Source organism: Vibrio metoecus (assembly GCF_009665255.1).
Lineage (GTDB): Bacteria > Pseudomonadota > Gammaproteobacteria > Enterobacterales > Vibrionaceae > Vibrio > Vibrio metoecus_B.
The window spans coordinates 628,689-640,692 of the sequence record NZ_CP035686.1; the positions used below are offsets into that span (position 1 = coordinate 628,689).

Below are 12,004 nucleotides of genomic sequence, written 5' to 3' on the forward strand. Positions count from 1 at the left end.
AGTCATTTTATGCTGGTAATCACCCGGAATACAATGTGACCCAGTTCCCATTTTATCTAGGCAACCTTAATGCAAAACGTTACGCGTACTTTTCAGTTCAAGCATAGCCTACTGATTGTCGTTCAAGTGGCGGCACTTTCACTGATTTGGTTTTTCTCCGATTGGTTGGTCAATCAGTTTCACCTGCCGTTACCCGCCAATTTAACGGGAATGCTGATTTTGTTGTTACTGGTCATGCTCAGAGTGGTAAATGTCGAGTGGTTTCGGCGCGGGGCGAGCTGGTTGCTGGCTGAAATGTTGTTGTTTTTTGTTCCGGCTGTCGTGGCGGTAGTGAATTACCAAGACTTAATGCGCCAAGAGGGGATGAAAATAGGTGTGGTGCTCGTGGCGAGTACCATTTTGGTGATCGCTTCTACTGCTTGGGTTGTCGATAAAATGCATCGGGTAGAGCTGGTTTTAGCCAGACGCAAACGTCGCCAAATGATGTTTGCTCGAAGTGTGGAGAAGTAGAACTCATGTCGACGTCATTACTTAGCCTTTTCTGTTTCCTGCTCACGTTGCTGTTTTACTATGCGAGTAAATTTCTTTATCGACGTAAACGCAGTTTGTTGCTGATGCCGCTGTTACTCGCGCCATTGCTGCTCGTCATCGTTGTGATGATGTTTCATATTCCTTACCAAGCTTACATGGCCGATGCCCATTGGCTATTGTGGTTACTCGGTCCTGCAACCGTGGCTTTTGCGGTTCCGGTTTACGATAACCGAGCCTTATTGCGTCAGCACTGGTTATCGCTGTCGGTTGGTGTGATGGTGTCTGTGTTAGTCGCGATCTCAAGCACGGTTTTGCTAGCGCGTTGGCTCAACCTTCCTGAGTTGTTACAACGCAGTCTGGCTATGCGTTCGATCACGACTCCTTTTGCCGTTGAGGCCACCAAATCAATTGGTGGACAAAGTGATCTGACCGCACTGTTTGTGGTGTTGACTGGCGTGATAGGAATGGCGGTGGGTGAGGTGATCCTCACGGTGCTTTCTATTCGCTCTCGCTTGGGGAAAGGGGCTAGCTTGGGGGCTTCAGCTCATGGGGCTGGCACTGCAAAAGCCTATCAAATCGGTAATTCAGAAGGCGTGGTGTCCAGCGTTGTGATGATGCTGGCGGGCATGGTGACTGTGGTGATTGCCCCTTGGATTGGGCGCTGGTTTTGGTGATAGGCAGAGATTGAAACTCTCCCCTAATAAAAAATCCCCTACTGGGCAGGGGATTTTTTATTTTGACTCTGCAAATTAGTCTTCAAGTTCAGCGAGACACATCTCTTCATAAACTTGGTTAACCCATTTGGTTACGCGTTGCTCTGTCAGTTCTGGCTGGCGATCCTCATCGATACACAGACCGACAAAGTGGTTTTCATCAACCAGAGCTTTAGATGCTTCGAACTCGTAGCCTTCTGTTGGCCAGTTACCGACAATGGTTGCGCCTTTGGCTTGAACGATGTCACGAACAGTGCCCATCGCATCACAGAAGTACTCTGCGTAATCTTCTTGGTCACCACAACCAAAAATAGCCACAAGCTTAGTTGAGAAATCAATGGCTTCCAGCTCAGGGAAAAAGTCGTCCCAGTCACACTGTGCTTCACCGTAATACCAAGTTGGGATGCCCAACAACAGCAGGTCGAAGTTATTGATGTCTTCTTTACTGCTTTTGGCAATATCTTGTACGTGAACGAGTTTTTTACCGAGTTGTTTTTGAATCATCTTTGCAATTGCTTCGGTGTTGCCGGTGTCGCTGCCAAAGAAGATACCTACACTTGCCATAGAGTCATTACCTTTAGATTGTTATAGAGTTGCGAAGCCTCGTTGAGCTTAACCTAGCCCACTGCCTTCCCAAGTCAATTGAATTATGCCTTTGGCGACAAAGCCTGCGCACCCCAAAAAGAGAACTAACCACACAATACGACGCCCGAAAGCCGGAACATTGCCTTGTTTCAACACATCTTTAATTGCCATACCGATCAAGAAAAAGATTGAGGCAAACAGCAGATCGAGTCCCACCGACTCCAGCATGTTCATATAGTCGTAAAGCATGATATTCCTTTATGCCAAATTGCTTGCGCGCACTATACCACTGTTATCCGACAAAGTTAATGCGTCGAATGTTTCTCAATTCACACTTGTTAGCCTGAAATTGGTGTATCAATAAACTTGCGTATAGCGCGCAGTACTTCAGCCGGTTTCTCCGCATGCAGCCAGTGCCCCGTGTTGGCGATCACATGGGCTTTGGCTTGGCTAAATTGGGCTTGAACCATAGGCTGATGTTGTGTCGTGAGATAATCGGAATCCGCACCTTTGATAAATAGGGTTGGAATTCGGCATTTGGCGATAATGTTCCAACCCAGAATCTCTGCATAATGTGCTTTCAAAGCAGCAACATTGAAACGCCATGTCATCACGTTTTGATCTGACATCAAAGATTTGCCGAGAAACTGGCGTACACCTTCCATTCCAATATGTTGAGCAAGGATTGACATCACTTCGCTGCGCGACGTTGGTTTCTGCGCTAACACGGCATCGAGTCCGGCAAACACATTATCGTGACGACGTTGGGTATAAGCGACCGGTGACATGTCTAAAACCACCAATTGGCTAATTTTCGGTGCGGCGATATCAGCTAATTTCATCGCCACTTTGCCACCCATCGAGTGGCCAATTACGATGACAGAATTGAGATTGAGATGCTCAAGTAACTGATTCACATCTTGCGCCATCAGATCATAATTGTGTTCATCACTGTGGAAAGAAAGCCCGTGGTTACGGAGATCTAGACTCAGTACCTGATGATCGTTTTTTAGATCGCGAGCAAGCAAGCCAAGGTTATCTAAGCTGCCGAATAGACCGTGGATCAGAACGACTGTCTGTCCATTGCCCTCTAGTTTGTAATTTAGAAGTGCTGACATTTTATCTTATTAGTGATTGGTTTAACGTAGAGTCTCAGTAAAGATCTCGCTATAATCCCCGAAAGTTTAAACATAGAGATTGTGAAAAGCGAATGAAAACAATTGAGGTTGATGAGGATCTATACCGTTACATTGCGAGCCAGACTCTGCATATTGGTGAAAGTGCCTCCGATATTTTGCGTCGTCTTCTCAATGTGGATGGTAGTGAGTTAGCCACTGCTACACCTGTTGTTGAGCCAAAAGGCATTGTGGTGAGCAAAGACGCAGCGTTAGATACCAAAATTGATGGTGTTAAAGAAATGCGTTCACTGCTGATTTCCGATGAATTTGCAGGCCTGAAGAATGCAATCGACCGTTTTATGTTGGTGCTGTCTACTCTTCATCGCATCGACTCTGCGAGCTTTTCTGAAGCGACTATGGTGAAAGGCCGTAAGCGCGTTTATTTTGCTGACAATGAACAGACTTTGTTAGCCAGTGGGCAAACCACTAAGCCGAAAGCGATTCCAAATACACCGTTTTGGGTGATCACTAATAACAATACCAGCCGTAAGCAACAAATGGTGGAGCAGGTGATGGTACGCATGGGCTTCCCAAGCGACATTATTGAGAAAGTTACCCATTCTATTTGATTTTTGCTGATTACAGCCAAAAACTCTGATTCAAGCCTCATAATGCGTAGCGTTACGCCGTTATTATGGGGTTTTATTTTATGTGAAATTTAAAGAAAGGATGTCACTATGGCTATGCACCCTCGTGCAGGACAAAAGGCGCAACAAGAGGATCTCCACAATATCCCGGCGCTGGTTGCAAATTATTACCTACTCCAGCCAGAAGCTGGAAATATGGCGCATAAAGTCGAGTTTGGTACATCGGGACACCGAGGTACAGCAGATAAAACGACGTTTAACGAACATCATATTCTTGCGATTGCACAAGCCGTGGCAGATGTACGCCGCGAGCAAGGCGTTACAGGCCCAATCTTCATTGGCAAAGATACACATGCGCTTTCTGAGCCTGCATTTAGCAGTGTGCTCGAAGTGCTGATTGCCAACGACATTGAAGTGATTGTTCAAGAAAATAACGGCTATACACCCACGCCAGGTATTTCACACGCGATTTTAACTTACAACCTGAAGCATGCAGATAAAGCAGATGGTATTGTAATTACACCTTCGCACAACCCACCACAAGATGGTGGTATCAAATACAACCCTCCGCACGGTGGTCCAGCCGAAGGTGAGTTAACCCAAGCGATTGAAGATCGTGCTAATGCATACATCGGCAATCACTTGGCAGGTGTGAAACGTATGCCGATTGCGTTGGCTAAACAATCCGAGCTGCTCAAGCAAGTCGATTTGGTCAAACCATACGTAGACGATCTGGTTAATGTGATCGACATGGCGGCAATTCAAAAAGCTAAGCTCAAAATGGGTGTAGATCCACTGGGTGGCAGTGGCATCGATTACTGGCGTCAAATTGGTAAAGCCTACCAACTGGATCTGACTCTGGTGAGTGAAGCTATCGATCCAAGCTTCCAATTCATGTCATTAGATAAAGATGGCGTGATCCGCATGGATTGTTCTTCACCTTATGCGATGGCTGGTTTGCTGGCGCTGAAAGATGAGTACGATTTAGCTTTTGGCAACGATCCTGATTACGATCGCCACGGCATTGTTACGCCAAAAGGTTTGATGAATCCTAACCATTTTCTCGCGGTGTGCATTGATTATCTGTACCGCCACCGTAAGGGTTGGGCAGAGAATGTTGCGGTAGGTAAAACCCTCGTTTCTAGTGCCATGATTGATAAAGTGGTCACCGATCTAGGTCGTGAACTCTGTGAAGTGCCAGTGGGCTTCAAATGGTTTGTAGATGGTCTGCACTCAGGTCGTTTTGGTTTTGGCGGAGAAGAGAGTGCGGGCGCATCTTTCCTACGTCAAGATGGTACACCTTGGTCTACTGACAAAGACGGTATCATTCTATGTTTGCTAGCGGCCGAAATCACCGCGGTAACAGGTAAGAATCCGCAACAATACTATGATGAGCTAGCGGCTAAGCACGGTGATTCTCATTACAGCCGTATTCAAGCTGTGGCAAATGGCCCACAGAAGAATGTACTGAAAAAGCTGTCTCCTGAAATGGTTGCTGCACAAACCTTAGCAGGAGATCCAATTACAGCTCGTTTGACTCATGCGCCAGGCAATGGTGCGGCGATTGGTGGCCTGAAAGTGACAACAGATTACGGGTGGTTTGCGGCTCGTCCTTCTGGCACAGAAGATATCTACAAGATCTATTGTGAGAGCTTTAAAGGTGCAGAACACTTGAAACAGATTGAGTCTGAAGCTCAGCAGATTGTGAACCAAGTGTTTAAAGACGCGGGTTTATAATCAATTGTGACGAGATGAACAAGGGGCGATGATATCGCCCCTTTACTTTTATAGCACTTAAATAGCAGGCCACTGGTCAGGCACGATAAACCAAAATTTACCGGATTCAGATTGGCAATGCACAAAACCTTCGGTTTGCCCTGAATAAGATGGTGAGCTAGGTTGGCGTCCCGTCAACCAATCGGCTTTCTCAAGCAGATACAAAGGTTCATCAATTAAATGCTGCTCACGCTGAAAACACCAATAACCTTGGATTTGGCTTGCATTGAGCGTGTAACCAAGGCAATCCGTCGGAATTGGCTCATTAGAGAAAGGATTAGTATAAAGACGGCCTTGCATTAGTAAGTGTTGTGATGCTCCAGCCCATAATGGATGTTTTTCTAGAAATAGAGGGTTTTGAGACAGAGGAAGCTGTTGGTTAAGCATATGATCGAGCTTGATATCCAAACGATCTTCAGGATTAGGTCCGTACCATAGCCCTTGATGAAGCAGATAGAATTTGATGGCCACTTCCCAATGCTCGTAGTGTTCTGTTTTACGGTTTTTGGCTAAAAAATCTATCGAACCTAAGGTTTTTCCCTCATTAACTAACTGAATTTCTTCCGAAACGGCAGTATAAAATGGAGTGGCGGTGAATAATTGACCACAGAGATGCTGATAAAGAAAGCCTAAACGCGGATTTCCTTGATAATCAGACCAATGTTCTCGTACCGTTTTGCTAAACGGGGTTCTACCAACTAAAGGTGCTTTGGCTTGAAACAGGGTAGGGGTATGGGTCACCCAATCCATTAAGTGTTTTAACTCCATTCTATCTTCACCACTCTTTTCACATATTTCGACATTCTAGCCTGAAATTGTTATAACCACGCCACCTCTGTTGCTCAATGGATTACAAGATGAACAATTTACAGCTAGAAGCTTTGCTAAATGAGACATTGTCCCCACAGTTAATTAAAGATTATTGTCCCAACGGTTTACAAGTCGAAGGTAAAACGAAAGTAAAACGAATTGTCACCGGTGTGACCGCTAGCATGGCTTTAATTAAAGCTGCGATTGAGTTGAAAGCTGATGCTCTTCTGGTTCACCACGGCTATTTTTGGAAAAGTGAGCCGGAGGCGATTCGCGGCATGAAAGGTCGCCGCATTCGAGCCCTGATCCAAAATGATATTAATCTGTATGCGTACCATCTGCCTTTAGATATCCATCCACAATTGGGCAACAATGCGCAGCTCGCGCTGCGGCTTGGAATCAGTGTTGAAGGTGGTTTGGAAGGGCATTCACAATCGGTGGCTATGTTTGGACGTTTTTCTCAACCATTAACGTGGCAAGAATTGGCGAATCGGATTGGACAAGCGCTGAATCGTAATCCGCTACATATTGCCCCTGAGCAAGCAGACAAACTGATCGAAACCGTAGGCTGGTGTACCGGTGGTGGACAAGACTACATTGAGTTGGCTGCGAGTCGTGGTTTGGATGCGTTTATTTCTGGGGAAATCTCGGAGCGCACGACGTATTCAGCACGAGAACAGTCAATCCATTATTTTTCGGCAGGACATCATGCTACCGAGCGTTATGGGATTAAAGCGCTAGGGGAATGGCTTGCGGAACATCACGGTTTTGATGTGACCTTTATTGATATTGATAATCCAGTTTAGAGCAATAAAAAAGAGCGAGATAATCTCGCTCTTTTGTTCTTTCTAAATCATGCACTAGCTGCGTTCATGCAGTGGAGTGAAATCACGCAGTTTTTGACCTGTGTACAACTGACGAGGACGGCCGATACGGTTGTCTGGATCGCTGTGCATTTCATTCCAGTGCGCAATCCAACCGATGGTACGAGACATCGCAAAGATCACGGTAAACATTGAGATTGGAATACCAATCGCTTTCAGAATAATGCCAGAGTAGAAATCGACGTTTGGATAGAGTTTCTTCTCGATGAAGTACTCATCAGACAGAGCAATGCGCTCAAGCTCCATCGCGACATCGAGCAGCGGATCTTGAATGCTCAATTCTTTAAGAACTTCATGACAGGCTTCACGCATTACCGTTGCACGTGGGTCGTAGTTTTTGTAAACGCGGTGACCAAAGCCCATTAGACGGAATGGGTCATCTTTGTCTTTCGCACGTCTTACGTATTCAGGAATCTTATCAACAGAGCCGATCTCTTCCAGCATACGTAAACAAGCCTCATTTGCTCCACCATGCGCAGGACCCCAAAGAGAAGCGATACCCGCAGCAATACAAGCAAATGGGTTGGCACCGGATGAACCAGCCAGACGTACAGTAGACGTTGAAGCATTTTGTTCATGGTCCGCATGCAGTGTGAAAATTTTATCCATTGCACGTGCCACGATTGGATTAACTTCATACTCTTCACAAGGTGTTGCAAACATCATGTGCAGGAAGTTTTCCGCATAGCTTAAATCGTTACGTGGGTAGATAAATGGTTGACCAACCGAGTATTTGTAACACATCGCCGCCAGAGTTGGCATTTTTGAAAGCAGACGATAAGCCGCAATCTCTCGGTGTGTGTCATTATTGATATCGAGTGAATCGTGATAGAAAGCGGCTAACGCACCAACCACACCACACATAACAGCCATCGGATGAGCATCACGGCGGAAACCGTGGAAAAAGCTCGCTATCTGTTCGTGTACCATGGTGTGACGAGTAACGATTTTCTTGAATTCTTCATATTGCTTACGATTAGGGGCTTCACCGTAAAGAAGGATGTAACAAACTTCCAAGTAATCAGCGTTATTGGCTAACTGATCGATAGGGTAGCCGCGGTGCAACAAAATGCCCTTAGCGCCATCGATATAAGTAATTTGAGATTCACAGGATGCAGTGGCAAGAAAACCCGGGTCAAAAGTAAAGTAACCGTTTGAGCCTAAAGTACGAACGTCAATTACTTGTGGACCTAGGGATCCGTCCATAATTGGCAATTCGATCGGCGCTTTACCTTCAATGTGAAGGGTCGCTTTCTTATCCGCCATAACCATCTCCTTTGTTTATTATTTAATCCGTCCAGGATGTTTTGTGTGTGATTCTTGTACGTCCGATCTTAATTAAAGTCAATGATTCTCCTCTGATGTGTGCACTCACTTTGATTTTTTATACATACAAAGTTAAAAATCTGTTCTGTGTAGCAAAAATTGTTACAGCAATTGTATTAGAATGTTGCAGTCCGTATAGTGACACAGAAAATTCTGTGAGAGACCTTATAAATTCAAGGCTAGAAAGAAATTTAACTCAGAGATTTTAGACTTGAGCTTAACATTTAAACTACAATTAACTCGCCAATTTGGTGGCTGAAATGTTGAATAAATGTTAATTTATGCGCGTTATCGACCAGAATTCATCCATAACTATAAATGCTCAATGGAGCTGAGTGAGCAAGCCCGTGAAAGAAAGAAAGTCAAGACCTGTTAATTTAGATTTGCAGACCATCCACTTTCCGATCTCAGCAATCGCATCCATCCTCCACCGCGTGTCGGGGGTGATTACGTTTGTTGCGGTTGGGATTTTGCTTTGGTTGCTATCCCTCTCTCTCTCCTCACCCGTAGGATTCATGGAAGCGAGCAACATTGTTGATAGCTTTCTCGTGAAATTCGTGCTGTGGGGAATCCTAACTGCTCTGGCCTACCACATTGCTGGTGGCATTCGTCATTTGTTGATGGACCTTGGCCATTTTGAAGAGCTGGAATCCGGTGCGACAAGCGCCAAGGTAGCTTTTGCTGCTACCGCTGTATTGTCTCTGCTGGCGGGGGTTCTGGTATGGTAAAACATGTTTCTTCATTTGGTCGTAACGGTGTGCACGATTTTCTATTGATTCGTGCTTCGGCGATCATCATGGTGTTATACACCATTTATATCGTAAGTTTTTGCGCGTTCACGGACATCTCGTATGTTGCGTGGACTCAGTTCTTTGGTAGCACGTTCACCAAAGTCTTCACAATGTTGGCATTAGTTTCAGTATTAATCCATGGTTGGATTGGCTTATGGCAAGTACTGACGGATTACATTAAGTGTTCCAAATTGCGTGCGGGACTACAGTTAGTTGTCATCGCGGTATTACTTGGATACTTCTTCTCTGGCCTATTTGTATTGTGGGGTGCCTAAGTGACTATTCCAGTTCGTTCCTTTGATGCCGTAGTAATCGGCGCGGGTGGTGCAGGCATGCGTGCTGCATTACAAATTTCTGAGCAAGGCTTAACTTGTGCTCTGCTTTCAAAAGTGTTCCCAACTCGTTCACACACCGTATCAGCTCAAGGTGGTATTACTGTGGCGTTGGGTAACTCACATAAAGATGATTGGCAGTGGCACATGTACGATACGGTAAAAGGCTCCGACTATATCGGTGACCAAAACGCTATCGAATACATGTGTAAAAATGGCCCAGAATCTGTGATTGAACTTGAGAAAATGGGTTTGCCATTTTCTCGTTTCGAGAACGGCACTATTTATCAGCGTCCTTTTGGTGGTCAGTCAAAAGAGTTTGGTGGTGAGCAGGCTGCACGTACGGCAGCAGCGGCAGACCGCACTGGCCATGCTTTATTACACACGCTTTACCAACAAAACGTTAAACATAAAACCACCATTTTCTCGGAATGGTATGCGCTGGATTTGGTGAAAAACCAAGACGGTGCGGTGCTCGGTTGTACCGCTATCTGTATGGAAACTGGCGAAATTTGCTATTTCAAAGCCAAAGCGACTGTACTTGCTACGGGCGGCGCAGGCCGTATTTACGCTTCAACGACTAACGCACACATCAATACTGGTGATGGTGTTGGTATGGCATTGCGTGCTGGCGTACCAATGCAAGATATGGAAATGTGGCAATTCCACCCAACGGGTATCGCTGGCGCGGGTGTACTGGTTACTGAAGGTTGCCGTGGTGAAGGTGGCTATCTACTGAATAAAGACGGCGAACGTTTCATGGAACGCTACGCGCCGAATGCCAAAGACTTGGCCGGTCGTGACGTAGTTGCTCGTTCAATGATGATCGAAATCCGTGAAGGTCGTGGTTGTGACGGCCCTTGGGGTCCACACATTAAACTGAAACTGGATCACTTAGGCCGTGATGTTTTGGAATCACGCCTACCGGGTATCTGTGAACTATCACGTACCTTTGCTCACGTTGATCCAGTGAAAGAGCCAATCCCCGTTATCCCAACCTGTCATTACATGATGGGTGGTGTGCCGACACAAGTTTCGGGTCAAGCGATTAAGCAAGACCGTAGTGGTAAAGATGTGGAAGTACAAGGTCTGTTCGCTTGCGGCGAGATCGCTTCTGTATCGGTACATGGTGCGAACCGTTTAGGCGGTAACTCACTACTTGACCTCGTAGTATTTGGTCGTGCGACAGGTCTGCATCTTGGTGAAACTCTGCGTGCTCAAGCAGAAGCTCGCCCAGCAACCGCATCGGATATCGAAGCTTCTCTGGCTCGTACCATGCGCTGGGAAAACAGCAAAGGTGGTGAAGACCCAGTGGTTATCCGTAAAGATCTGCAACGCTGCATGCAAAATAACTTCTCGGTATTCCGTGAAGGTAAAGCGATGGCCGAAGGTCTTGAAGAGTTGAAAGTGATTCGTGAACGCCTAAAAGATGCTCATCTGGCTGATAAATCATCAGAATTCAACACTCAGCGCATCGAGTGCTTAGAGCTGGATAACCTGATGGAAACCGCATTTTCTACGGCTGTAGCAGCAAACTATCGTACTGAAAGCCGTGGTGCTCATGCTCGCTTCGACTATCCAGATCGTGATGATGAAAAGTGGTTGTGTCACTCAATCTACAATCCGGAAACGGAACAGATGAGTAAACGTGATGTGAACATGACACCAGTTCACCGTGATCCATTCCCGCCTAAAGTGCGTTCATATTAAGGGAGGTACTCAAAATGAAACTCAACTTCTCTTTATATCGTTACAATCCGGATGTGGATGCAAAGCCATACATGAAAGACTACATTCTTGAGGTAGAAGAAGGGTCTGACATGATGTTGTTGGATGCGCTGATTCTACTCAAAGAACAAGATCCAAGCATTGCTTTCCGTCGCTCATGCCGTGAAGGGGTTTGTGGTTCAGACGGTCTGAATATGAATGGTAAAAATGGTCTGGCTTGTATCACGCCATTGTCTGCACTCAAAGGCGACAAAATTGTGATACGCCCTCTACCTGGATTGCCAGTTATTCGTGACTTGATTGTCGACATGACTCAGTTTTACGATAACTACGCGAAAGTTAAGCCTTTCTTGATTGCTGATGATGCACTTCCTCCATCAAGAGAGAACTTGCAATCCCCAGAAGAACGGGCACATTTAGATGGTCTGTACGAGTGTATTATGTGCGCTTGCTGTACGACCTCTTGTCCTTCATTCTGGTGGAATCCGGATAAATTTATCGGACCTGCAGGCTTGTTGGCTGCTTATCGTTGGTTGATTGACAGCCGTGATACAGCAACAGATGAACGCCTATCGAATCTTGATGATGCATTTAGCGTTTTTCGTTGCCACGGTATTATGAACTGTGTCAGTGTTTGTCCGAAAGGATTGAACCCGACGAAAGCGATTGGGCATATTAAGTCCATGTTGATCAATCGTTCAGTTTAAATTGAAAATTGCAGGCCTTCGGGCCTGCCTTTTATAGCTCGGCGATAAGACCGCAG

General features: G+C 45.8%; 14 protein-coding genes. 9 read left to right on the top strand and 5 right to left on the bottom strand.

The features are described from left to right. Window positions 1-69 precede the first annotated feature (69 nt). Window positions 70-510, top strand: coding sequence for a CidA/LrgA family protein (locus EPB59_RS03000; protein WP_154171521.1), 441 nt, complete (start codon window positions 70-72; stop codon window positions 508-510). A gap of 5 nt (window positions 511-515) precedes the next feature. Then, window positions 516-1,205: an LrgB family protein gene (locus tag EPB59_RS03005; RefSeq protein ID WP_154171522.1), complete on the top strand. Its 690-nt coding sequence runs from the start codon at window positions 516-518 to the stop codon at window positions 1,203-1,205. 75 nt (window positions 1,206-1,280) lie between these two features. Here the strand turns inward: EPB59_RS03005 and fldA are convergent, their stop codons facing one another. From fldA to EPB59_RS03020, 3 genes are all read right to left on the bottom strand, one after another. Beyond that, entirely contained in the window at window positions 1,281-1,808 is a 528-nt protein-coding gene (gene fldA, locus EPB59_RS03010; protein ID WP_055028022.1) for a flavodoxin FldA, read from the bottom strand. Between the two features lie 48 nt (window positions 1,809-1,856). After that, window positions 1,857-2,078, bottom strand: coding sequence for a DUF2788 domain-containing protein (locus EPB59_RS03015; RefSeq protein ID WP_000965049.1), 222 nt, complete (start codon window positions 2,076-2,078; stop codon window positions 1,857-1,859). An 89-nt stretch (window positions 2,079-2,167) separates the two neighbouring features. Beyond that, entirely contained in the window at window positions 2,168-2,947 is a 780-nt protein-coding gene (locus tag EPB59_RS03020; protein ID WP_154171523.1) for an alpha/beta fold hydrolase, read from the bottom strand. A gap of 92 nt (window positions 2,948-3,039) precedes the next feature. Between EPB59_RS03020 and seqA the strand changes: the two genes are divergently transcribed. Further along, window positions 3,040-3,576, top strand: a complete 537-nt coding sequence (gene seqA, locus EPB59_RS03025; RefSeq protein ID WP_000848404.1) for a replication initiation negative regulator SeqA — start codon at window positions 3,040-3,042, stop codon at window positions 3,574-3,576. Window positions 3,577-3,684: 108 nt separating this feature from the next. Next, on the top strand, window positions 3,685-5,331 hold the full coding sequence (gene pgm / locus EPB59_RS03030; RefSeq protein WP_154171524.1) for a phosphoglucomutase (alpha-D-glucose-1,6-bisphosphate-dependent): 1,647 nt from the start codon (window positions 3,685-3,687) through the stop codon (window positions 5,329-5,331). A 57-nt stretch (window positions 5,332-5,388) separates the two neighbouring features. On the opposite strand, the gene EPB59_RS03035 is transcribed toward pgm, so the two are convergent. Next, the gene (locus tag EPB59_RS03035; RefSeq protein WP_154171525.1) at window positions 5,389-6,138 is read right to left on the bottom strand and encodes a DUF1853 family protein; all 750 of its coding nucleotides are present in this window, start codon (window positions 6,136-6,138) and stop codon (window positions 5,389-5,391) included. Window positions 6,139-6,227: 89 nt separating this feature from the next. Here EPB59_RS03035 and EPB59_RS03040 point away from each other — a divergent pair, with 89 nt between their 5' ends. After that, entirely contained in the window at window positions 6,228-6,986 is a 759-nt protein-coding gene (locus EPB59_RS03040; protein WP_195707038.1) for a Nif3-like dinuclear metal center hexameric protein, read from the top strand. Window positions 6,987-7,040: 54 nt separating this feature from the next. Here EPB59_RS03040 and EPB59_RS03045 read toward each other — a convergent pair whose 3' ends face one another. Next, window positions 7,041-8,330, bottom strand: a complete 1,290-nt coding sequence (locus EPB59_RS03045) for a citrate synthase (protein ID WP_000763929.1) — start codon at window positions 8,328-8,330, stop codon at window positions 7,041-7,043. A gap of 395 nt (window positions 8,331-8,725) precedes the next feature. On the opposite strand from EPB59_RS03045, the gene sdhC reads away from it, so the two are divergent. The 4 genes from sdhC to EPB59_RS03065 are packed head-to-tail and all read left to right on the top strand — an operon-like array spanning window position 8,726 to window position 11,948. Further along, window positions 8,726-9,118, top strand: coding sequence for a succinate dehydrogenase cytochrome b556 subunit (gene sdhC / locus EPB59_RS03050; protein ID WP_005510227.1), 393 nt, complete (start codon window positions 8,726-8,728; stop codon window positions 9,116-9,118). After that, the gene (gene sdhD, locus EPB59_RS03055; protein ID WP_000238619.1) at window positions 9,112-9,456 is read left to right on the top strand and encodes a succinate dehydrogenase, hydrophobic membrane anchor protein; all 345 of its coding nucleotides are present in this window, start codon (window positions 9,112-9,114) and stop codon (window positions 9,454-9,456) included. The genes sdhC and sdhD overlap by 7 nt, the downstream gene beginning before the upstream one ends. Further along, window positions 9,457-11,223 (top strand): succinate dehydrogenase flavoprotein subunit, encoded by a 1,767-nt coding sequence (gene sdhA, locus EPB59_RS03060; RefSeq protein WP_055050942.1) that lies wholly within the window; start codon window positions 9,457-9,459, stop codon window positions 11,221-11,223. It abuts the gene before it with no gap. 14 nt (window positions 11,224-11,237) lie between these two features. Further along, window positions 11,238-11,948: a succinate dehydrogenase iron-sulfur subunit gene (locus tag EPB59_RS03065; protein ID WP_055035433.1), complete on the top strand. Its 711-nt coding sequence runs from the start codon at window positions 11,238-11,240 to the stop codon at window positions 11,946-11,948. The last annotated feature ends 56 nt before the right edge of the window (window positions 11,949-12,004 follow it).

Excerpts from the sequence above, each read along its gene's own strand:
- EPB59_RS03000 (WP_154171521.1), top strand. The coding sequence starts at position 70 with ATGCAAAACGTTACGCGTACTTTTCAGTTCAAGCATAGCCTACTGATT.
- EPB59_RS03035 (WP_154171525.1), bottom strand. The coding sequence starts at position 6,138 with ATGGAGTTAAAACACTTAATGGATTGGGTGACCCATACCCCTACCCTG.
- EPB59_RS03015 (WP_000965049.1), bottom strand. The coding sequence starts at position 2,078 with ATGCTTTACGACTATATGAACATGCTGGAGTCGGTGGGACTCGATCTG.
- sdhD (WP_000238619.1), top strand. The coding sequence starts at position 9,112 with ATGGTAAAACATGTTTCTTCATTTGGTCGTAACGGTGTGCACGATTTT.
- EPB59_RS03045 (WP_000763929.1), bottom strand. The coding sequence starts at position 8,330 with ATGGCGGATAAGAAAGCGACCCTTCACATTGAAGGTAAAGCGCCGATC.
- seqA (WP_000848404.1), top strand. The coding sequence starts at position 3,040 with ATGAAAACAATTGAGGTTGATGAGGATCTATACCGTTACATTGCGAGC.
- EPB59_RS03040 (WP_195707038.1), top strand. The coding sequence starts at position 6,228 with ATGAACAATTTACAGCTAGAAGCTTTGCTAAATGAGACATTGTCCCCA.
- pgm (WP_154171524.1), top strand. The coding sequence starts at position 3,685 with ATGGCTATGCACCCTCGTGCAGGACAAAAGGCGCAACAAGAGGATCTC.
- EPB59_RS03005 (WP_154171522.1), top strand. The coding sequence starts at position 516 with ATGTCGACGTCATTACTTAGCCTTTTCTGTTTCCTGCTCACGTTGCTG.
- EPB59_RS03065 (WP_055035433.1), top strand. The coding sequence starts at position 11,238 with ATGAAACTCAACTTCTCTTTATATCGTTACAATCCGGATGTGGATGCA.
- fldA (WP_055028022.1), bottom strand. The coding sequence starts at position 1,808 with ATGGCAAGTGTAGGTATCTTCTTTGGCAGCGACACCGGCAACACCGAA.
- EPB59_RS03020 (WP_154171523.1), bottom strand. The coding sequence starts at position 2,947 with ATGTCAGCACTTCTAAATTACAAACTAGAGGGCAATGGACAGACAGTC.